Below are 21879 nucleotides of genomic sequence, written 5' to 3'. Positions count from 1 at the left end.
ATGTCATTACTATAATATACGCATTTTGGTGCTGTACATTTTTTTGCTTTCTTAGTGTACTATGTTCGGGTAGAAATATCAAAGTGGAGTGGTGGATTTAGACGTTACTCTATGACTACTCCTATCTCTATGCCTATATTTCGCTTTCTTTCCGATCGAATAGCTTTCTGTAATGATATGAAATAAAAAACTTAGTAGAAACCTTATTAAATAAGGCTCTACTAAGTTTTTCTTCGTTCAATTTAATTTCTGCTCCTGCGCTGCTTCGCATGCTCGTCGCAAACAAAATCCTTGCTGCCGCAAGAAACTTCTGCGGGGCTTTCGCTTCTCGAAGTTTAGATTTTGTTTACTCCCACTCAATCGTTGCAGGTGGCTTAGACGTAATATCATACAGCACGCGGTTTACGCCTTGTACTTCGTTTACGATACGTACTGAGATTTTTTCGAGTACATCATAAGGAATACGTGCCCAGTCGGAAGTCATACCGTCGATTGATGTTACACCGCGGATACCGATTGCGTAGTCGTACGTACGGCCATCGCCCATTACGCCTACTGAACGGATGTCTGGTAAGACGCAGAAGTATTGCCAAATGTCGCGGTCTAGTCCTGCGTTTTTGATTTCTTCGCGTAAAATATAGTCCGCTTCACGTACGATTTCTAATTTTTCTTCTGTTACTTCGCCAAGCACACGAATGCCTAAGCCTGGGCCTGGGAATGGTTGACGCCATACAACCGCTTCTGGTAAGCCAAGTTCTAAACCAAGTGCGCGTACTTCGTCTTTAAATAATGTGTTTAGTGGTTCGATTAATTCGAACTTCATGTCTTCTGGTAAGCCGCCAACATTGTGGTGAGACTTAATTGTTTGTGCTGTTGCTGTACCTGACTCAATAATGTCTGTGTATAGCGTACCTTGTGCTAGGAAGTCCATGTTTTCAAGCTTCGCTGATTCCTCGTCAAATACGTAAATAAATTCGTTACCGATAATTTTACGTTTTTGCTCTGGGTCAGAAATACCTTTTAGCTTGTTCATGAAGCGTTCACGTGCATCGATTTTAATTAGTTTCATATCGAAGTCTTCTGTGAAAGTTTTCATCACTTGCTCAACTTCGCCTTTACGGTTTAAGTTGTGGTCTACGAACATACATGTTAATTGGTCGCCAATTGCTTTATGGATTAATACCGCTACAACTGATGAATCGACACCGCCTGAAAGGGCACATAGCACTTGCTTGTCGCCCACTTGCTCACGAATTTTAGCGATTTCGATTTCGATGAAGTTCGCCATTGACCAGTCGCCTTTTGCACCACATACGTCAAATACGAAGTTACGTAATAGGTCGTTGCCGTATACAGAGTGCCGTACTTCTGGGTGGAATTGTACTGCGTATAATTGGCGTTCTGTATTTGCCATTGCCGCGATGTGACAAGCTGGGCTTGTTGCGATAATTTCAAAACCAGCTGGTACTTCTGTTACGTGGTCACCATGACTCATCCATACTACTTGTTCTGTTGGTAAGTCCCCGAATAATTTATTTTGTGTTGCAACTGTTAATTCTGCTTTACCGTATTCACGTGTTGCTGCACTTTCTACTTTTCCGCCTTGTGTATGTGCCATTAACTGCATACCGTAGCAAATGCCTAAAATCGGTAAACCTAATTCGAAAATAGCTGGGTCCACTTTAAACGCATTGTCATCATATACAGAGTTAGGTCCACCCGAAAACACGATGCCGACTGCGTTCATCTCTTTAATATCTTCTGCTGTAATTGTATGTGGATGTAGTTCTGAGAATACACCGAATTCACGAATACGACGTGTAATTAATTGGTTAAATTGGCTACCGAAATCTAAAACGACGATTTTTTCTTGCTCTTTTAATAATGGAGTTGACACGATTTACACCTCTTCAAAAGTTTTTTTATTTTTTGAACCAAAAAAAGATGTGTCTAGTACTCATAAGACACACCCTTTTGAAAAAGGAGGGTGATAATTTGCGCAAATGCTGTCCAAATGAATCCCCTCCCCCATTACTTCACAAAGTTACATTGACAACTTGGGAATTATTCCCACTCAATTGTACCGCCTGGTTTTGGCGATAAGTCGTAGCACACGCGGTTAACGTGTTTTACTTCGTTAATAATACGATCTGTAATTTTTAATAAAATCGGCCAGTCGATTGGCTCGATTGTTGCTGTCATTGCATCAATTGTGTTAACAGCGCGAATAATTACAGGGTATTCATACGTACGTTCATTGTCGCGTACACCTACAGATTTGAAGTTTGGTACAACAGTGAAGTACTGCCATACTTTCTTATCTAATCCTGCAAGTGCAAACTCTTCACGTAAAATGGCATCTGATTCACGTACAGCTTCAAGACGCTCCGGCTCAATTTCACCTAATACACGTACCCCTAAGCCTGGGCCTGGGAATGGCTGACGGTATACCATGTCATGTGGTAAGCCTAACTCTACGCCACATGCGCGTACTTCGTCTTTGAATAGTTGGAATAAAGGCTCCACTAATTCAAATTGAAGGTCTTCTGGTAAACCACCTACGTTATGGTGAGATTTTACAACCTTATGCGTTTTCGTACCTGATTCTACGATGTCTGGATAGATTGTTCCTTGTGCTAAGAAATCAATGCCATCTAATTTACGTGCTTCTTCTTCAAACACACGGATGAATTCGTTCCCGATAATTTTTCGTTTTTCTTCTGGCTCTGCAATGCCTTTAAGCTTTCCTAAGAAACGCTCGCTTGCGTCTACATAAACAAGGTTTTCTTCTAAGTCTTTTTCGAACATTTGAATAACGCCCTCAGACTCATTTTTACGCATTAACCCGTGGTTTACGTGTACACAAACTAATTGCTTACCAATTGCTTTAATAAGTAGTGCTGCAACAACTGAAGAGTCGACGCCACCTGAAAGCGCTAAAAGTACTTTTTTGTCGCCGATTTGTTGGCGTAGTAAAGCTACTTGATCTTCGATGAAGTTTTTCATATTCCAGTTTGCTTCTGCTTGGCATGTGTCAAAAACAAATTCTTTTAAGAAAGCTTTTGCTTCTTCTTCATTTGGCCATTGAGCTAACGTTTTAGATGCTTTCGTAGAAGGGTGTTCTACACTAATAACAGGTAAACCTAAGCTATAGATTTCATCTAATACGTCAATTGCTTCGCCATCAACGATATTATTTTTCCCGCCATTTAAAATAATCCCTTTTACTGTTTGTAAATCTTTGATTTGTTGAGCAGTGATATCATGCGGGTGAATTTCACTGTATACACCTAAATCACGAATCCAACGAGCAATCGTTGTATTTTCACTGCTACCTAAATCTAATACTAAAATATTATCTTGTTTCAAACTGGTACAACCTCCAATAAAAATTTTTGTTGCGCGAACACTGCGGCTTTACTCTTCAAAAATAAGTTGTATAGCGCACCTAGAAAGCAAAAAGAACGCATAGAAAAACTATTTAACCTAAGTTTTTCTACGCGTCCTCCTCACAAATTATATCAACAGATAAACGACACCTAAAAAAGCGTTCAGTTTATCTGCCATCATAGATAAGTTGTTTAAGGTAACTTAGTAGAAACACCCGAACCGTATTATCGGGCTTATATGAAGGCACATGCTATTTTATTTTTTTAAATTTTACTCTTTGTGTGACATAAAATCAACCGCTTGTGCGATTGATTAAATATTCCCAACATTCTTTTAAATAGTGAAAGTCAACTTCCGGCAACTGGTCACTATAAATATATTGCTCATAAGCTGCTATTAACGTTGCCATCTCTGTCGTTTCAAGCGACATATCCACACGTTTGGCAAACGCCGCTAACGTCTCATCCGGCTGTCGTACAAGTCCTTTATATTTCAGCTGTTTGATGAGTTGTTGGTACTGCTTATCAAATGTTTGCCATGTTAATGCTTCTTTATTCGCTTGTTTAATATAATAATTTGGCAACCAGCGCTGTCTACGACGATACAGTATAATCACGATAATAACAATGAGAATTAGCATGATATACACAAACCATTGCACTTTTTGCCACATATTCGCAAGCCATTTGCCAATATCGACACTTTGCGTTGCTGTTTCAGTATCATTTGGCTGTTGTGGCGTCGGCGCTTCCGGTGTTGATGGTTCTTCCAACGCTTGCTCTTCTAATAATTGCTCCTCTGTATCTAAGTCAAACTCAATGTCTAAATCTCCATTAAAGCCAATTGTCGGCTCAAACGGCACCCAGCCCGTTCCGACTAAATAGACCTCGACCCATGAATGGGCTTCATTATTCGTAATCGCATACGTTGACTCATCAATCGCATCACCTGTGACAAACCCTTTTACCCAACGCGCAGGAATATCGAGTGAACGCAGTAGCACAACCATTGATGTCGAGAAGTTATCACAATAACCGACCTTCGTTTCAAATAAAAACTGGTCCACATAGTCATCTTCCTCACCTGGAATTGCCGCTTCTGACGTGCTGTAACGATAACCATTTAACGCAAAATAATTTTCAATCGCTCGTGCTTTTTGATAGGCAGTTGGTACACTTTCGGTAATGTCGACTGCCAAATCACGCACACGCTGCGGTAAATTCTCTGGCAGCTGTAAATAACGGTCAAACGACGCATCTAAATTTTCGTACTTCGACATATCTGTGTCACGTAGCTGTTGTAAGCTATACGCTTCGTCGACAACGTGAATGCGATAATTTGGAATCGCCGCTTTTGCCTCCGGTTCAATAAATGATGAATAACGATAACCTGATTCAACTCGCTCTTCCACCATATAGTTCCACGGATATTCATATAAAAAGTTGCCATATGGCGACAGAATATACGGGTCTTCCGTCGACATCGTAATCGATACAATATCGACGTCCTCTATCGGCTGTGCGCTTCCACGTAAATTGGATTTTGGCGGGACATACTCAATCGTCCCCGTGTCAAACGAATTTTCCCAACCTTTTGAAGTATACGTATCGCGTTCATCAATTCGCCAGTAGCGCTTTCCTTGCGACTGCGCTGTAAACACGAGCGTATCATCTGCTTCAAACGCGCCACCTAGCTGACGATCATCTTCATCATAGCCCACTTTCGATACACCTGACCCACCATTTGTGACAGTTTTAATAAATGGTACCGGGTCTGGCCATATCGGTGCATTTTTCGGCAATGCGTACGCAACAGCGCCCATCCCAATAACACAGACAATCATCGGTAGCACAAAGATTATTTTCTTCGGCGCTGACATGACTTCTGGTATGTACGACAGTAAACGTTTCGCAAAGAGAATGCCCGTTAAAATTAAGCCGTACATTAACACTTTTACAATTGCCCACGTACCGTCATACGGACTAAATGTATCTAGTGTGGCAATAAAGAAAATGGTCATAACGATAAAATAAAATAATGAATAACGCACCGTTAACCAATAATGAATTAAATACATTAACATCCAAATTAACATGAAAAATAAAAATGTACGTAAAGAATTCGTGACATTGACAATATCGAGTGAGACAAGTCGACCCACATTAAACACAACTTCTGACACTAAAAAAGTAAGGCCATCCTTCGTTAATAAATGAACGCCGCCATGTGTTAACGTAATAAACCACCCGATGTAGAGTACTTTAATGCTGACCGTTAACCAGCTCGGGAAACGCATTAATGTACAGAACATCGCGACTAAAATAAACAGCATAAAATACTGTATGCGCCCTGTGTTCGTTAATTGTAAAATCGGCACAAGCCATTCATACAAGATGAGGAATACAAGCATGTAATACACCAGTAATTCCCACCGTTTTAACGGTTGCATCATCGCTTCGCCACCTCCATTAACACACGTTCAAAATTTGTCGGTTGCACATATACGACGCGGATTTGTTGCAACACCTTTGTTTGCTGCGGCTCTCGCTGTATGACAACGCACGTCACTTGTTTATTGAGCAATTTGAAAAACTGTAGCATTTGTTCATCAAACACCGTCGTAATATAAACAAGCGCATGCACTTGCTGTACAACCGACTCATGCGACAACTGACGATATGCGCTACTCATCGTTTCTGGCTGTACAATCGCTAAATAACGCATAACATCCTCTACTTGTGTACTACTTTGTAATAATGGAAATAGTCGGCGTTGTGCCCCAATCGTCATAAACATGACATCGCTTTGATGCTTCACAAATGTTTGAAGTAGCGATGCTGTTAATGACACAGACTGCTCAAAATACTCACCTGCTTGTAAGTCCATCGTAATAAATAAATCTTGTGACTGACTATCTTCAAATGATTTTGTGCGTAATTGCTCTGTTTTCGCAAATGACTTCCAATGTATCCATGACATGCGATCTCCTGGCTGATAGTTACGCACACTTGTTACCATTGATGTGTCCTTTACGAGCGCATATGGTGACGCCTTTGTTCCGCGTTCAAACTGTGCCTGTAACGTCGCATGACGAATTTGTTCAACCTTTGGATAGACAAGACATTGCTGTGGCACTTGTACCGTAACTGTACGGGCAATCCATCCAAAGAAGTCGTAGCACGTTACCGTAAACGTTTGAAATGGATATTCTCCGCGCGCAAGCTCCTTTACAGGCATTTCCCACGTGAAATATTTTTTAAAGCCACCCACAAATAATGTACGGCGTGGCAAGGCGTTTTTTGCGTGCACAATGTCATCTTCTACAAGCATAAAAAGGAGCGGGAAACGGTTTTTGCGCTCAAATGTTACCGTGATCGTCATATCATCCCCCGCTTCAATTTTTGACGGTGACCACGTACGCGTCACCTGCTGAAACGTCAATGGCACAACCGCCAATAAATACGCATATAAAACAAACGGTGTCATCACAAAAAAGATAAACCAGCTAACAAAGCCACCTTGGAACATCGCAAAACAAAACGACACGACATAAAACAATAGCACCGCTAATAAATATTTTTTACGTGACGCGTTGCTTACACTACTCATACTGTGCAGCCTTTTGTGTCGGTACGGCTACGCGTGCAAGTACGCGGCGTACAACTTCTTGCTGTTCAATTTGTTCATACCTTGCTTCGGGCTTCAAAATAATGCGGTGGCTAAATACGGATGGCATTAAATATTGCACATCATCTGGAATGACATATGAACGTCCTTTCATAAACGCGTACGCTTGAGCAGCACGCATTAACGCAATCGATGCACGTGGACTCACACCTAAATATACATACTGGTCTTGACGCGTTTGTCTCGCTAATTCCACAATATACGTTTTTACGTTTTCTTCTATATGTACAGCTTTTACCGCTCGCTGCAACTCGTATAATTGCGCCACTGTAATGACCGGTTGAAGTGTGTCAATTGGTGAAGCATGTTCCGCTCGTCGTAAAATTTCAATTTCCTCATCAAACGTTGGATAGCCCATACTAATTTTCAATAAAAATCGGTCTAGCTGCGCTTCTGGTAATGGGTACGTGCCTTCATACTCAATTGGATTTTGCGTTGCCATTACAAAGAATGGTTTTGGAATCACAATCGTTTCACCGTCTACAGTCACCGAACCTTCTTCCATTGCCTCTAATAAAGCCGACTGTGTTTTTGGAGATGTTCGGTTAATTTCATCAGCTAACACAATATGACTGACAATCGGTCCTTGTCGAAATTCAAACTGTAATGTTTTTGGGTTATAGATAGAAACGCCGACGACATCGGATGGTAATAAATCTGGTGTGAACTGAATACGTTTAAAATCCGCACCAACCGATTTTGCGAGGGCACGTACCATCATCGTCTTCCCTACACCTGGAACGTCTTCTAACAATACATGTCCACCTGCGAGTAATGCGACAACACTTAATTCTGCCACCTCACGTTTACCAATCATTACTTTTTCGATGTTTTGCAAAATAATTGCTACTTGTTCATTCATCATCTCTGACACCTTCTCTCTTTAACACTGCTAAATTAAGCATAGCGAAAAGGGCATTTGAATACAACGAATCCACGACAAAAAAACAGCACTTCACAATGTGAAATGCTGTACCCGTTCTTAAATCGATGTTTGGTAACCATGAAGCGCACGTCGTTGATTGCTAAGCGATTGTAGCTTTGCCGAGACATGGTGCATATGTGATTGTAAAATTGCCGCGTTCGGGTCTGTATGAATATTCGGCAACACATTTTGCTTCTTCGCGGTACGTGTTGGTGCTTGTCGCTTCTGCTTTGTGTTCTTCTGCTTCTTTGCCTGGCGCTCGTTTTGCTGCTGTAAAAAGCCACTACTTTCTTGAAATGCTCCTTCAACAGTCGTTACGCTTTTCTTATTTTGCCCGCGAAATGTTGTATCACGTGCTGGTCCAACCGATGATGTACGCATTCATCGTTACCTCCTTTCGATGTATATATTCACTATATCGGTAGTGTTAATATTTTCTTTAAGGTAATTAGTACGAGTTATTGCACTATTTTTAATAGCACATGTCGATGGAGCGGATAAAAAGAAACATGTTTAGTACTAGATGACGCATAAGCTAACGTAGATGAAAAATCCTTCAGCAACGACAAGCTGCTGAAGGATTATGATTCAATCTATTTTATGCTTTCCAAAATGTATCAAATACGGTAATTGGTAAATGACGTTTATGCTGTGAACGTAAATAATGACCTTCTAGCACTTTACGCGCTTCTTCTGGAATATCTTTACCTTCTAAATAATCGTCAATTTGCTCATACGTAATACCAAGTGCTGCTTCGTCTGGTAATGACGGGCGATTCTCTTCTAAATCCGCAGTTGGCACTTTTAAATATAAATGCTCTGGACAATCAAGCGCTTTTAGCAACTGCTTACCTTGGCGTTTATTTAAACGGAATAACGGTACTAAATCTGCACCACCATCGCCAAATTTCGTATAAAAACCAGTAATCGCTTCTGCTGCATGGTCTGTGCCTAATACCACTCCGCCATTCATTGCCGCAATCGAATACTGAACCTTCATACGTTCACGCGCTTTTTCATTGCCTTTTGCAAAGTCACTTAGCGTAATACCCGCTTCTGTTAATGCAGCGACTGAAGCATCTACTGCTGGCTTAATATTCACCGTAAAGGTTTTTGTCGGCTGAATATAATCCAACGCATCTTGGCAGTCCTGTTCATCTGCTTGAACACCATATGGTAAACGTACCGCATAAAAACTATATGCTCGTGTGCCTGCTTCTTCGTTTAATTCATCAATTGCCAATTGTGCAAGTTTCCCCGCAAGCGTTGAATCTTGTCCACCAGAAATACCTAGCACAAAGCTTTTTACAAATGGATGCTTTTTAGCATAATCCTTTAAAAAATCAATTGTCGTCCGAATTTCCTCAGCGACATCAATTGTCGGTTTCACACCTAACTCTTCAATAATTTGCTGTTGTAACGTCATCTGTATTTCGCCACCTTTATTGTTCTAGCTGTTCGACCATTTGACGCGCTTCTTCAATATTGCGCATTTTATTATCCCAACACTTTTGGCTTAAGTCGACTGGATACTCTTCAGGATTTAATGAGCGCTTATATTCATCCCATAACACATTTAAATTATTATATGCATATTGTTGCATCTCAAATAATGACGGGCTTTCATAAACAAATTCACCATTGTCAATCACTTTCACATGCAGATTTTTCGCTTCAAAGTTCGTCACAAACTTCGACACAAATGTATGCACGGGGTGGAACATTTTAATGCGTGTCTCATTTTGAGGCGTTTCATCCGCCATCGTAACATAGTCACCTTCAGATTTACCCGTCTCTTTATCGATAATACGGTATACATTCTTTAAGCCCGGTGTTGATACTTTTTCAGCGTTTGCTGAAATTTTAATCGTATCTTCCATTTTCCCATGCTCATTTTCAATGCTCACCATTTTATACACAGCACCTAATGCTGGTTGGTCGTACGCTGTAATTAATTTTGTTCCGATGCCCCATATATCAACGCGAGCACCTTGCGCCTTTAAATTTAAAATTGTGTATTCATCTAAATCATTCGATACGATAATTTTGGCATTAGGGAAGCCAGCCTCATCTAACATTTTACGTGCTTCTTTTGATAAGAAGGCAATGTCACCGCTATCTAAGCGAATACCGATAAAGTTAATTTTATCGCCAAGCTCCTTTGCAACTTGAATCGCTGTTGGCACGCCTGATTTCAATGTGTTGTACGTATCTACTAAAAACACGCAATCTTTATGACGCTTCGCATACGAATGGAACGCGTCATAATCACTTTTATATGCTTGTACTAATGCATGTGCATGTGTACCGGCTGTAGGGATGCCGAATAATTTACCTGCACGTACGTTACTTGTTGACGCGAAACCACCGATAATCGCAGCACGTGCACCCCAAATCGCGGCATCCATTTCCTGCGCACGACGTGAACCGAACTCCATACATACTTCATCTGCTGTCACTTGTTTAATACGGCTTGCTTTTGTCGCGATTAATGTTTGGAAATTCACGATATTTAAAATTGCTGTTTCAATCAGCTGTGCTTCGACAAGAGGGGCTTCGACACGCACCAGTGGCTCATTCGCAAATGCAAGCTCACCTTCTACCATTGAATGAACTGTGCCTGTAAAACGCACCGTTTGTAAATAACTTAAAAAATCTTCCTTGTAGCCTAACTCACGTAAGTAAGCAATATCGCTCTCACTAAATTGGAAATCACGTAAATAGTCAAGCATGCGCTCTAGCCCTGCAAAAATCGCATAACCATTACCAAATGGTAGCTTACGGAAATAAAGCTCAAATACCGCCTTTCGGTCATGAATACCGTCCGCCCAATAAGATTCCGCCATATTAATTTGATATAAATCAGTGTGTAACGTTAAGCTGTCATCTGCAAATTTTGATGTTTTCATAAGGATTCTCCTTCTTCCGCTTAATAATACGTCATATTATACACTAATTCGTCACATTTCAGTGAATGTTATCATGGCTTTTCTAGATTTTAGGGGCTTTGTCCGTAAATCCATTTTGCGTCGTGCTACGTAACGCCATTAAATTACTTCATGATAGTTTTCATTACTTACATTGCATGTATAGGTTGACTACATCATTTCTTATAAAAGAAAAACATGCATTTTCACGCTACATTGTTAGAAGATACACATATGTAGCTACTTTTTTTCACATTTTTTCATGCGATGTGATGTTTTTTAACAAACATTAACGCTTGGTATCCAACGGTTTCGGCATCACCCCCCAATCATTCATGTCAGAAATTATAACATAATCATCTAAAAATGAGATTGATTATTTTAAAAATTCAATTTAACATGTTAACTATCCTAACACATACGAAAGAGAGTGATTGTGTATGAAAAAAATCGAAGCCATTATTCGTCCTGAAGTGTTTCCAAAAGTTCGTGAAGGATTAGCAGTTGAAGGAATTGACGGCTTAAGCATTACAGAAATTGCTGGGTGTGGTCGTCAAGAAGGCCGTACAGGTATTTTCCGCGGCAACACGTATGAAATGGAATTTTCATCGAAGCTTAAACTTGAGATGGTGGTCGATAACGCCAAAGTACAGCCAATTATCGATGTCATTTTACGTGACGCCTCTACCGGTGAAGTTGGGGATGGCAAGATTTTCATTTATCCAGTAGAACAAGCCATTCGCATTCGTACGAAAGAAGTCGGCGCGATTGCAGTCGAATAAATAACAAATGAACATATACCGCATTACGTATAAGCAGAAGGAGGAATTATTATGACAGTAGAAGCTTTAGAACTATCAATTAATTTAGTTTGGGTTATGCTCGGTGCGTTTTTAGTATTCTTCATGCATACAGGATTTGCGATGGTTGAAGCAGGATTTACCCGCTCGAAAAACGCCATTAATATTTTGATGAAAAACTTCATCACCATTTCACTTGGTGGTATCGTTTACTTCTTCGCAGGCTATGCCATCATGTTTGGTGATTCTGTAAACGGCATTATCGGATTCTCTGGTTTCGCTCTAAACGGTGTAGAAGATATTGCATTCTTCGTCTTCCAAGCAATGTTCGCGGCAACATGTGCCACTATTATTTCAGGTGCTGTCGCTGAACGTACAAACATCACAGCGTATATCGCAATCGTCGTTGTTATGACATTATTCATTTATCCAGTAGTTGGACATTGGGTATGGCAAGGTGATGGTTGGTTAACAAGCTTAGGTTTCGTTGACTTTGCAGGTTCGACAGTCGTTCACTTAACAGGTGCGGTTGGTGCTTTCGTTGCCGCTACAATGATTGGCCCACGTATCGGAAAATATGCTGGTAAACGTGTTAACGTTATTCCAGGTCACTCTATTCCACTTGGTGCGTTAGGTGTATTCATCCTTTGGTTAGGTTGGTTCGGTTTCAATGGTGCTTCTACATTAGCCGCTGACCCAGCAGCAGTTCCTGGCGTTATCGCAAATACATTTTTAGCCGCTTCAGCTGGTGTATTCGCAACAGCAATGTATACGAAATTCCGCTATGGCTACATGGACGGTTCATTAACATTAAACGGTGCGTTAGCTGGTTTAGTATCCATTACAGCAGGTGCTGCAAACTTAAGCATGATTGGCGCTTTAATCGCAGGTGCAATTGCTGCACCAATCTTAGTTGAAGGGGTTCGCTTCATCGACTCAAAATTAAAAATAGATGACCCAGTAGGTGCCGTAACTGTTCACGGCTTATGCGGTATTTGGGGTACATTAGCAGTTGGCTTATTAGATACAGCAAACGGTTTATTCTATAGCGGTGGGGCTTCACTTCTTGGCATACAAGCGCTCGGTGTTGCTGCAGTTATCGCTTGGACATCATTTGCGGTATTCGCAAGCTTAAGCATTATCAAAATTGCCATTCCATTACGTGTTTCTCGTGAAGAAGAGTTATCAGGCTTAGATACTGTTGAACACGGTGCAAACGCATATGAATTCCAAGATTCATTCAAAGGGGTTCAACGTAGCGGTTCATTCGCAGAGCGTTTAACAAGCCTTGGTCAACAACCTGAGACACCGTCTACATTACGAAAAGTATAATCTCACATCTTATTAGTTACGAACAGCGTGTCCGAGAATGACTTCTCAGACACGCTGTTTTTATGTTAGAATTTTCTGATACAATTAGAAGAAAAGGAGCGATATCGATGTCTTACGAAACAGTTGTTGGTTATTTTAAAGAGGTTGGACGTGATGAGGATATTTTACAGTTTAACAGCAGTAGCGCAACCGTTGAACAAGCTGCCGCTGTGTTACAAGTTATCCCTGCTCGCATTGCAAAAACATTGTCGTTTCGCGGCCAAGATGAAGAAGCATTATTGATTGTAGCGGCTGGGGACACAAAAATTGATAACAAAAAATTTAAAACGACATTTAACGTAAAGCCACGCATGCTTGATGCCGAAACAGTCGTTGAAAAAACAGGGCATCCGGTTGGCGGTGTTTGTCCTTTTGCGTTAGCGACAGCGATGCCCATTTACTTAGATATTTCTTTACAGCGATTCACGACGGTGTTCCCTGCTGCGGGTAGTCGCAACTCAGCTATTGAGCTAACCCCAGAGGAGCTTTATACATATGCACAGGCAATTCAATGGGTTGATGTTTGTAAAGAGTGGGATACTTCTCTTACATAACACATCGACATTCAACAGCGACCTAAAAGGGAGCGCCCTAGAGTACCTTCTCGGGCGTGCTCTTTTTTATTATAATAAGTGTACTGTTTACGAAAGGAACGATGTCCGTGTCACATACAATTACATTTAAAGATGTATGTTTTACCAAAAATGACCGCCCTATTTTACAGAAAATTTCTGGCACATTCGCCGCAAAGCGTATTACAACATTAGTCGGACCTTCTGGCGCTGGTAAGACGACACTCCTGAAACTATGTAATGGGCTTTTAACAGCAACAGCAGGCGATATTGTCATCGGTACGCAGTCGATTTCCACCATTCCACCAACTACATTACGCCAAAAAGTAGGAATGGCACTACAAGCTGCGCCTATGATTAACGGGACTGTTTACGATAATTTATGCTTACCGAAAAAGCTCCATAACGATAATTTGTCCGAACAAGAAGCTTTGCGCTTTTTAGAAGATGTACACTTGCCCGCTTCTTTACTGCATCAGCAAGCACGCGATTTATCAGGGGGACAACGACAACGTGTGTCGATTGCTCGAACACTTGTAAATGCACCACCTATTTTATTACTCGATGAAATTACATCGGCACTTGACCATACAGCAAGCCTTGAAATTGAACAGCTCATTACACAGCTAAATACAAAATACGGCGTGACAATTATTTGGATTACACATAATTTAGAGCAGGCACTTCATGTTGGGCACGATACATGGGTCATGATAGATGGACAACTTATTGAAGCAGGCCCTTCTTCATTGCTTGAAAATCCACAGCAACACGCAACGAAACAGTTTTTAGCAGGAGGGATTCGATGACATATATAGGGCTAAGTTTAACATTATTATTTGTCCTCATTCCTTTCTTACTTTCGAAAGCACTACATCTTCAACTTGAAAAAGACATTACGATTGCGACCGTTCGTGCTATCGTACAGCTATTTGCCATTGGATATGTGTTAACGTTTGTGTTTGAGGCAGAAAGCATGGTGTATATTGTGCTGATGGTAACGTTAATGATTGTTGTGGCTACGCTAAATGCGCGTAAAAAGGGCTTATGGATTCATGGTATTACGTGGAAGTTAGCACTTGCGATTATCGCTGTTGAAGTCATTACACAAGGCGTACTGTTAGGTTTTCAAATCGTACCCGCAACCGCACAATACATTATTCCCATTAGCGGTATGATGATTGGAAATGCGATGGTGCTCTCTATTTTATTTTTAAACCGTTTTAAAGCTGAAATCGACGCAAGACAAGATGAAATCGAGCTTATTTTATCGCTTGGCGGTACACCAAAACAGGCGATTCATCGACAATTGACCGATGCCATTAAAGCGAGTATGATTCCGACAATTGAAAGTCAAAAAACAATCGGCCTTGTACAGCTCCCTGGTATGATGAGCGGTCAAATTATCGGCGGTGCAGACCCGCTTCAAGCTGTGCAATTTCAACTCCTCATTATTTTCGCACTGTTAACAAGTGCAGCTGTATCGAGTACAATTCTTGGATACACAAGCTACAAAACATTATTTACAAAGCATATGCAGCTTTATAAAGCATGAGTGCAACGCGCCATATTTTATGTAAAAAGGTGCTATACTAACAATAAAAAATACGTTCGTTGATGGAGGAATGTTGAATGTTTTTACGCAATGTTTTTATGCAGTTCTCTGAAAATCCAATGCTGAATAAAGCCGCACAACAATACGGCTTGAAATTAGGCGCACAACATGTCGTTGCTGGCACAAATTTAGAAGAAGTAGTGGCAACAATTCAAAGCTTAAATGCTTCAGGTATTGAGGCGACAATTGACCATTTAGGTGAGTTTGTAACAACTGAGCAAGAAGCAACGCAAGCAAAAGAGGCGATTTTAGAAGTGATTCATGCGATTACAAGTCATGACCTACAAGCCCATATTTCACTGAAGCTTTCTCAACTCGGCTTAGATATTGACATTGACCTTTGCTATGACAATGTACGTGAAATTGTAGAGCTTGCTTACGAACACAATATTTTCATCAATGTCGATATGGAAAACTATGACCGTGCACAAGCGACATTTGATATTGTTAAAGAACTACATAAAGTCTTTCCAAACGTCGGTACGGTTATTCAATCTTATTTACACCGCGCGAAAGACGATATTGAGGACTTGAAAGATTTCCGCCTACGTCTTGTGAAGGGTGCGTACAAAGAAGACGCGTCTGTTGCGTATCAGCGCAAGCTAGATATTGATATTCAACTATTAGAGCTAATTGAATATCATCTCTTACATGGACAATTCACATCCATTGCAACACATGACCATAATATTATTGAGCACGTAAAACGCTTTGTCGAAGAGCATCATATTCCGCGAGAGCAATTTGAATTCCAAATGCTTTATGGTTTCCGTACAGACTTACAGCAAGCACTTGTAACAGAAGGCTACCGTGTTTGTGCGTATGTACCATTCGGCAAAGATTGGTATGGCTACTTTATGCGTCGACTAGCAGAACGTCCACAAAATATTTCACTTGTTACAAAGCAAGTGTTTACGAAAAAGACGAATACCGTTCTTGCCGTGGCAGCGGGTGCCTTTTTATTAGGTCGCCTTACACGAAAGAAATAGCTCGTATAAAAAAGCATTACGCTCAACTTTGGCGTAATGCTTTTTCTTATTTAAATGACGCGACAACGCGCTTCTTTTTGCCGCTCACTTGCTCGCGGTAGCCTGTTGCTTTTTTATGCGTCTGTTGTAACGTTTCGAGTAATTCTGGTACATCGACATTTGTCGACTTCGCTAAGTTAATTTGAATATGGCCGCCATTTGATGCGTTCATTTCAGCAATTTTACGTTGTACATTTGATAATGTTGCCCAGTACTTTTGTGGGTTTTGTAAGTTTAGTAAAATAACCTTCCCTTTGCCAAAATCCGCAAGTTTCACTTCACGAATTTCTTCCCATGTAAACGTACTACCATCATACGTAATTTGTTCTTCTGTCACTTGTAAAAATGGCTTTGTTGATAAAAAATCTTTCGCAAAAATAAACATCATGCCTAAAAAGAAAAATAAACCAATGACGCCTACAATAATATTAAATGTTTCGCTTGCCCCAAGACCGACGACAATCGACATGACACTCATCGCTGTCATTAAGACCGATAATGAAAACAGCATAATCGGACGTTTTTTATTGCGTTCAATTTGTTCAATAATTTCCATACGTACACCTCCTATTCTAGTATAGCGAATGCCCTTCGATGACACTACGAAAAAAGAAGACAAAATCATGAACAATGATTTTGCCTCCTTACTGCTTTATTTATTCCAACCTTTTTCTTTAAAACGAGCTATCGCTTCAATACGATTGCCGACGTTTAGCTTTTCTAAAATAGTCGAAATATAATTGCGCACGGTACCAGCTGATAAATACAGCTCTGCGGCGATTTCCTTTGTCGACTTTCCCTCAGCCACCAACTCTAGCACTTGGCTCTCACGCTCAGTTAGCGGATTCTCACTATCATCTTCATATACAAAATCGACAAGCTCTGGTGCATAAATGCGTCGTCCGTCCATAATGACACGAATCGAATTGACTAGCTCTTCAATCGGGCTGTCTTTTAATAAATAACCACGTACCCCCGCTTTGCGCGCACGTTCAAAGTAGCCTGGTCGTGCAAATGTCGTTAAAATAATTACCTTACACTCATATTTCTCTGCATAAATTATTTCCGCTGCATCTAACCCTGTCTTCACAGGCATTTCAATATCCATAATACAAATATCCGGTTGATGCTGTTCGACAAGTTGTAGCGCTTCTTCTCCATTTTTAGCAAGGCCGACAATTTCAATATCCTCTTCCATGCTTAGTAGTGACTTCAATGCCCCTAATAGCATCCCTTGGTCTTCTGCAATGACAATTTTAATCACTTCATTCACTTCCTTTTTTGTCGAGTAATCGCAATCGGTACACGAATATGAACAATCGTACCGTTTTGTTGTGATAGCTGTACCGTGCCGTTAATAAATTCTAAACGTTCACGCATCCCTTTTAGACCGCTACCACCTTTTAATGTAGCTTCTTCTGTATAGCCATGCCCGTTATCTTGGACACGTAAAATAATTTCATCATTTGTTTCATGATATGTGATATGACACATTGTCGCGCCACTATGCTTTACAATATTGTTGACAGCTTCTTTCAAACACATACTCAGCACACTTTCTACAAAGAGTGTTGCCTTATTTTCTTCAAAGTTCGCATCCAACATTAATTCAATTTCGGCAGCTGATAACATTTGGCGAATACGCACGACTTCATCTTGGAGTTTCACGGCGCGCATATCTGCGACTAATTCACGTACTTCCTTTAGCGCAATACTAGCCGTTTGACGAATCTCTTTAATTTCCTCAATCGCACGAGCAGGGTCTTTCTCAACAAGACGCGCTGCTAAATCACTTTTCAGCCCAATCATTGATAATTTTTGACCTAATGTATCATGTAAATCACGTGAAATACGCTGACGTTCCTCAATGACAATTAACTCTGAGATCTTGTTTTTCGCTGTCGTTAATTCACCTTGTAAATTTTCGCGGCGATTGCGGTTATACAATGTAAACGGTAAGAGCACGACCCCAATAACAGATAACACAACAAATGGTAACTGGTATAAAAACAAGTCAATATCAATGAAAAAGCCAAGGACAATGGCGAGTACTGTAAACCCTATATGCAAGCCATACATAACGTAAAAGCCTACCGTATGTTTAATGTTGCCAATATAATACGCTGTGAAAAGCGATAAATAGACGTAGCCAAACATTAACGTCATGACAATATTTAATATCATCTCGAAACTTATCCACATGTAGACAAGTCCTGGTCGGGCACGCTTTGCCATTTGATAAAACAGAAAATAGAGCATGACAAGCGAAATACCAATTGAAATTTCAGTCCACAATTGCGAACGGAAAATAAAAAAGAACGGTAATATACAAAAAGCAATCCATACATAAACATGAACGAGCGTGCTTTTTGTGATTTGTTGCATTGTTTCCATAATAGCCTCTTTCACACTTTTTCTACTATTATAGCGAAATTTTATTACGTACGTCTGTTATAAACTCTACTTCATAATAAAAGCTTTCCGATAAATTCGTTCGGAAAGCTTTTGGTTGTTAAATATTTGCGATATTACGACGCTGTTTTAAACGTTCGCCAACTTCTTTAAACGTAACAAAGCGTTTATTTTCTGGGTCGTATAATTTATAACGTAGTGAATCTAAACTAGATGCTAACGTAATTGTTGTTGCTTGGTGTAGCGGTGGGTTTGCTTCATGCGCTTCTTCCAAATGGTAGTTCGGTACACGTGGCGCCAAATGATGCACATGGTGATAACCAATATTCCCTGTAATCCATTGCAACACTTTTGGTAACTTGTAGTAAGAGCTTCCTTCTACTGCTGCCTTTACGTAATCCCACTCTGACTCGTGTTCAAAGTAAGAATCTTCATATGTGTGCTGGATGTAGAATAACCATATACCTAATGCACCTGCGATAAACATTGTAATACCATGCACAAGTAATACTGGTAACCAGCCTACTGTTACACCTAATAATACAAGAATGCCTACGACTACTAAATTCGTTAAGTATGTGTTCATACGCTCTTTTTTCTTTGCATCTGAGCGGTTAACACGATTCGCAATCAGTACTAAAAATAATGGTCCTAATCCGAACATCACAAGTGGATTGCGGTAAAAACGATAGCCTAAACGTTTCATTGGTGATGCCTCGATATATTCATCGACTGTTAACATGTCAATATCACCAATACCACGCTTATCTAAGTTTGAGCTTGTTGCATGGTGAATCGTATGTTCACGTTTCCACTTCGCATATGGAAATGATGTTAATACCCCTGTAATAAAACCAATTGTGTCGTTTGCTTTTTTGTTTTTAAAGAATGAACCGTGTGTACAGTCGTGGAAAATAATAAATGTGCGTACAACAAATCCTGACGCTACTACGGCACATGCTACAGAAATCCACGGTGATACACCGTAAAAGATATAGCCTGCTGCCCAAATTAAAATAAGTGGCACTACCGTATTAATAATTTGTTGCACACTTTTACGCAAATCTGACTTCGCATAAGGTGCAACATCTTTACGTAGCTTTTTTATTTGCTCCGCATATTGTTTGCCTGCCATGATGTATTTCTCCTCCTCTATCCGTTTGCTTATGACCTAATCATAATAGTTCTTAATAAATTCGTGTAGCGATATTTATCATCTATGTCATATGACAAGTGTAGTGTTTTTATATGACAGTTATCACTGTTCATAAATGCATTTATTTGCTTAGAACAGAACAAGAGGCTGAGACAAAACAAAGTGTTAGGAGAAATCTCGTCATTTCTCCTAACACTTTTCTGCTTTCGTCGACGTAAATTTTCGAGCAGGCTTTTCTGCGGTACGGCTCGAGCCTGTAGTCTCTCGCTCGTACTGTTCCGCTAGAAGTCCGCTCTTCATTTAATGACGACGTATCAACTATTTATCATCGAACATCGTTGGGATTGATTTGAATTACCCTTCTGTCCCAGCCTCTTTCTGTTGTCCAAAACTCATTTTTTAAATCGTATACTCTAAATCTGGGTGTAAGCGCACTTGGCTTAAGCGTTGAATCACTTTTGCGAGCAAATACGTACGCTCTGTAAATGTTGGCAGCTCTAAATACTCATCGACACTATGTGCACCTCCACCAACTGGACCTAAGCCATCGATTGTCGCAACATGGACACTTGATGTAAACGAAGCGTCCGACCCGCCGCCTGTCGCCACATCTTGAATCGGTACACCAATCTCCGCACCGACCTCTTGAATATGTGTCAGTAAATCGAGGGTCTTTTCATTCTTCACGACTGGGTAACGGTTGATACCACCGACTAATTCAATATTCGTTCCTTTAATATGTGGCTTCGAACAAATTTTTCGGATAGCTTTATCAATCTCTGCACCTTGTTCCGGACGTGTAATACGGACATCAATCGAAGCTTCTGCATACGGCGACACAACATTCGCCGCTTCGCCTCCACGAATTAAGCCGACATTGACGTTCATACCTTCTTGCTGACTATTGAGCTTTTGTAGCTCGATAATTTTATAGCTAATTTCTTCAATTGCGCTAATGCCATCTTGTGGGGCAATACCTGAATGAGCAGCCTTCCCGTACACGCGTAGTATATATGTACCTCCACCTCGACGTGCAGAAACGAGAGCTCCGTTGTCGCGAGCGGGTTCTAAAATAAGTGCATAATCTTTTCCTAATGCTACATTTTCAATGACAATTTTTGAACGATGTGAGCCAATTTCTTCATCACTATTTAAGATGATATGCACATTTGTGTAACTTTCCTTATCGCCAAGCTCTACCAATGTAGAAAGCGCTGTAAATAATGCCACTTGGCTTGCTTTCATATCAATGACACCTGGGCCGTATGCACGTGATCCTTTAATCGTAAAAGGACGGTCCTGCGCTGTGCCGACTGGAAATACAGTGTCCATATGTCCAACGATAACAATACGTGGACGCACCGTTTCTTTATGACGAATAATTAAATGATTGCCGACTTCTACTTCATTCACGACATCCACAATAAAACCTAATTTTTCGTATTTTTGGCGTAGCATATGTCCAATTGCATCGACACCCTTTTTATATTTGCTTCCTGAGTCTTGATTGACCATACGCTCTAATAATTGGAGCATTTCCTGCTCCTTCGCATAAATCGCTTCCTTTAACATATGTTATGACCACCTTCTCCGTACATCGCGCCTTAATTGACGGATAATTCCAACTATTTTTATTCATTGTAATGGACTATTCCCCTTTTTACAAATTTCAACGTATGACGCGCTATTTTTTTAATATGAATGTAGCTGGCATTATTTTATTCAATCCAAATTAAAAGAGATTGGGACAACACCCTATTTCTGATGAAAATACGTGTATGGAGATGATCAAAATTTACGGGTGTGTCCCGACACAAGCGGCGACTTCAGCAGGACAAGCAACATTTTTCTGCGATGAGGTACCGCAGGAGCATGAGCTTTTAAAAGAGGAACATCTGCCAACAACGCCACGTCGTGTGGCAAGGCAGATATGACAAACATCGTGTGTGCCTCAAGCCATGCCTGCGAAACGCGTACGCTATGTGGCGTAACACCA

The 21879-nt window shown here is 40.5% G+C and carries 20 protein-coding genes and 1 riboswitch; of the genes, 7 read left to right on the top strand and 13 right to left on the bottom strand.

The window, feature by feature from the left end:
- Positions 1-346: 346 nt before the first annotated feature.
- From guaA (A6M13_RS15320) to A6M13_RS15285, 8 genes are all read right to left on the bottom strand, one after another.
- Complete coding sequence (gene guaA / locus A6M13_RS15320) at positions 347-1900, bottom strand: glutamine-hydrolyzing GMP synthase (protein WP_066548511.1); 1554 nt, start codon at positions 1898-1900, stop codon at positions 347-349.
- Between the two features lie 164 nt (positions 1901-2064).
- Positions 2065-3387: a glutamine-hydrolyzing GMP synthase gene (gene guaA, locus A6M13_RS15315; RefSeq protein WP_211270326.1), complete on the bottom strand. Its 1323-nt coding sequence runs from the start codon at positions 3385-3387 to the stop codon at positions 2065-2067.
- Positions 3388-3549: 162 nt separating this feature from the next.
- Positions 3550-3651, bottom strand: a riboswitch (purine riboswitch).
- 31 nt (positions 3652-3682) lie between these two features.
- Positions 3683-5842: a DUF4129 domain-containing transglutaminase family protein gene (locus tag A6M13_RS15310; RefSeq protein ID WP_066548500.1), complete on the bottom strand. Its 2160-nt coding sequence runs from the start codon at positions 5840-5842 to the stop codon at positions 3683-3685.
- Positions 5839-6999, bottom strand: coding sequence for a DUF58 domain-containing protein (locus A6M13_RS15305; RefSeq protein WP_066548499.1), 1161 nt, complete (start codon positions 6997-6999; stop codon positions 5839-5841). The genes A6M13_RS15310 and A6M13_RS15305 overlap by 4 nt, the downstream gene beginning before the upstream one ends.
- Positions 6992-7939 (bottom strand): AAA family ATPase, encoded by a 948-nt coding sequence (locus tag A6M13_RS15300; RefSeq protein ID WP_066548536.1) that lies wholly within the window; start codon positions 7937-7939, stop codon positions 6992-6994. The genes A6M13_RS15305 and A6M13_RS15300 overlap by 8 nt, the downstream gene beginning before the upstream one ends.
- Positions 7940-8059: 120 nt before the next feature.
- Positions 8060-8383 (bottom strand): hypothetical protein, encoded by a 324-nt coding sequence (locus A6M13_RS15295; protein WP_066548498.1) that lies wholly within the window; start codon positions 8381-8383, stop codon positions 8060-8062.
- Between the two features lie 217 nt (positions 8384-8600).
- A complete protein-coding gene (nadE, locus tag A6M13_RS15290; protein WP_066548497.1) occupies positions 8601-9428 on the bottom strand; it encodes an ammonia-dependent NAD(+) synthetase in 828 nt (275 codons plus the stop codon).
- Positions 9429-9444: 16 nt separating this feature from the next.
- Complete coding sequence (locus A6M13_RS15285) at positions 9445-10911, bottom strand: nicotinate phosphoribosyltransferase (protein ID WP_066548496.1); 1467 nt, start codon at positions 10909-10911, stop codon at positions 9445-9447.
- Positions 10912-11369: 458 nt separating this feature from the next.
- On the opposite strand from A6M13_RS15285, the gene A6M13_RS15280 reads away from it, so the two are divergent.
- The 6 genes from A6M13_RS15280 to A6M13_RS15255 all read left to right on the top strand — a co-directional run bounded on the left by A6M13_RS15280 (position 11370) and on the right by A6M13_RS15255 (position 16276).
- Positions 11370-11711 carry a P-II family nitrogen regulator gene (locus tag A6M13_RS15280; RefSeq protein ID WP_066548493.1) on the top strand — a complete coding sequence of 114 codons (342 nt, stop codon included), beginning with the start codon at positions 11370-11372 and terminating at the stop codon, positions 11709-11711.
- A gap of 51 nt (positions 11712-11762) precedes the next feature.
- Positions 11763-13061 carry an ammonium transporter gene (locus A6M13_RS15275; protein WP_066548491.1) on the top strand — a complete coding sequence of 433 codons (1299 nt, stop codon included), beginning with the start codon at positions 11763-11765 and terminating at the stop codon, positions 13059-13061.
- A 107-nt stretch (positions 13062-13168) separates the two neighbouring features.
- On the top strand, positions 13169-13654 hold the full coding sequence (locus A6M13_RS15270; protein ID WP_066548489.1) for a YbaK/EbsC family protein: 486 nt from the start codon (positions 13169-13171) through the stop codon (positions 13652-13654).
- A 101-nt stretch (positions 13655-13755) separates the two neighbouring features.
- A complete protein-coding gene (locus A6M13_RS15265) occupies positions 13756-14481 on the top strand; it encodes an ABC transporter ATP-binding protein (protein ID WP_066548487.1) in 726 nt (241 codons plus the stop codon).
- Positions 14478-15227, top strand: a complete 750-nt coding sequence (locus A6M13_RS15260) for an ABC transporter permease (RefSeq protein ID WP_066548485.1) — start codon at positions 14478-14480, stop codon at positions 15225-15227. The genes A6M13_RS15265 and A6M13_RS15260 overlap by 4 nt, the downstream gene beginning before the upstream one ends.
- Before the next feature lie 77 nt (positions 15228-15304).
- Positions 15305-16276 (top strand): proline dehydrogenase family protein, encoded by a 972-nt coding sequence (locus tag A6M13_RS15255; protein WP_066548483.1) that lies wholly within the window; start codon positions 15305-15307, stop codon positions 16274-16276.
- Positions 16277-16322: 46 nt separating this feature from the next.
- Here A6M13_RS15255 and A6M13_RS15250 read toward each other — a convergent pair whose 3' ends face one another.
- The 5 genes from A6M13_RS15250 to A6M13_RS15230 form a co-directional block, all read right to left on the bottom strand.
- On the bottom strand, positions 16323-16871 hold the full coding sequence (locus A6M13_RS15250; protein WP_066548481.1) for an STM3941 family protein: 549 nt from the start codon (positions 16869-16871) through the stop codon (positions 16323-16325).
- Between the two features lie 96 nt (positions 16872-16967).
- Positions 16968-17579: a response regulator transcription factor gene (locus A6M13_RS15245; RefSeq protein WP_066548475.1), complete on the bottom strand. Its 612-nt coding sequence runs from the start codon at positions 17577-17579 to the stop codon at positions 16968-16970.
- 5 nt (positions 17580-17584) lie between these two features.
- Positions 17585-18709, bottom strand: a complete 1125-nt coding sequence (locus A6M13_RS15240; protein ID WP_211270325.1) for a sensor histidine kinase — start codon at positions 18707-18709, stop codon at positions 17585-17587.
- Between the two features lie 118 nt (positions 18710-18827).
- Complete coding sequence (gene desA, locus A6M13_RS15235; RefSeq protein WP_066548464.1) at positions 18828-19862, bottom strand: Delta(5) desaturase DesA; 1035 nt, start codon at positions 19860-19862, stop codon at positions 18828-18830.
- A gap of 420 nt (positions 19863-20282) precedes the next feature.
- Positions 20283-21455, bottom strand: coding sequence for a M20 family metallopeptidase (locus tag A6M13_RS15230; RefSeq protein WP_066548462.1), 1173 nt, complete (start codon positions 21453-21455; stop codon positions 20283-20285).
- Positions 21456-21661: 206 nt separating this feature from the next.
- Here A6M13_RS15230 and A6M13_RS16400 point away from each other — a divergent pair, with 206 nt between their 5' ends.
- Positions 21662-21817: a hypothetical protein gene (locus tag A6M13_RS16400; RefSeq protein ID WP_169817460.1), complete on the top strand. Its 156-nt coding sequence runs from the start codon at positions 21662-21664 to the stop codon at positions 21815-21817.
- Positions 21818-21879: the final 62 nt, after the last annotated feature.

This window comes from Caryophanon tenue, from assembly GCF_001700315.1.
Taxonomy (GTDB): Bacteria; Bacillota; Bacilli; order Bacillales_A; family Planococcaceae; genus Caryophanon; species Caryophanon tenue.
This window is presented reverse-complemented; position numbering and strand designations above follow the sequence as displayed.

Bases quoted from the DNA above. Each gene is read 5' to 3' on its own strand.
- A6M13_RS15310 (WP_066548500.1), bottom strand. From the start codon at position 5,842: ATGATGCAACCGTTAAAACGGTGGGAATTACTGGTGTATTACATGCTT.
- A6M13_RS15305 (WP_066548499.1), bottom strand. From the start codon at position 6,999: ATGAGTAGTGTAAGCAACGCGTCACGTAAAAAATATTTATTAGCGGTG.
- A6M13_RS15300 (WP_066548536.1), bottom strand. From the start codon at position 7,939: ATGAATGAACAAGTAGCAATTATTTTGCAAAACATCGAAAAAGTAATG.
- A6M13_RS15295 (WP_066548498.1), bottom strand. From the start codon at position 8,383: ATGCGTACATCATCGGTTGGACCAGCACGTGATACAACATTTCGCGGG.
- nadE (WP_066548497.1), bottom strand. From the start codon at position 9,428: ATGACGTTACAACAGCAAATTATTGAAGAGTTAGGTGTGAAACCGACA.
- A6M13_RS15285 (WP_066548496.1), bottom strand. From the start codon at position 10,911: ATGAAAACATCAAAATTTGCAGATGACAGCTTAACGTTACACACTGAT.
- A6M13_RS15280 (WP_066548493.1), top strand. From the start codon at position 11,370: ATGAAAAAAATCGAAGCCATTATTCGTCCTGAAGTGTTTCCAAAAGTT.
- A6M13_RS15275 (WP_066548491.1), top strand. From the start codon at position 11,763: ATGACAGTAGAAGCTTTAGAACTATCAATTAATTTAGTTTGGGTTATG.
- A6M13_RS15270 (WP_066548489.1), top strand. From the start codon at position 13,169: ATGTCTTACGAAACAGTTGTTGGTTATTTTAAAGAGGTTGGACGTGAT.
- A6M13_RS15265 (WP_066548487.1), top strand. From the start codon at position 13,756: ATGTCCGTGTCACATACAATTACATTTAAAGATGTATGTTTTACCAAA.
- A6M13_RS15260 (WP_066548485.1), top strand. From the start codon at position 14,478: ATGACATATATAGGGCTAAGTTTAACATTATTATTTGTCCTCATTCCT.
- A6M13_RS15255 (WP_066548483.1), top strand. From the start codon at position 15,305: ATGTTTTTACGCAATGTTTTTATGCAGTTCTCTGAAAATCCAATGCTG.
- A6M13_RS15250 (WP_066548481.1), bottom strand. From the start codon at position 16,871: ATGGAAATTATTGAACAAATTGAACGCAATAAAAAACGTCCGATTATG.
- A6M13_RS15240 (WP_211270325.1), bottom strand. From the start codon at position 18,709: ATGGAAACAATGCAACAAATCACAAAAAGCACGCTCGTTCATGTTTAT.
- desA (WP_066548464.1), bottom strand. From the start codon at position 19,862: ATGGCAGGCAAACAATATGCGGAGCAAATAAAAAAGCTACGTAAAGAT.
- A6M13_RS15230 (WP_066548462.1), bottom strand. From the start codon at position 21,455: ATGTTAAAGGAAGCGATTTATGCGAAGGAGCAGGAAATGCTCCAATTA.
- A6M13_RS16400 (WP_169817460.1), top strand. From the start codon at position 21,662: ATGGAGATGATCAAAATTTACGGGTGTGTCCCGACACAAGCGGCGACT.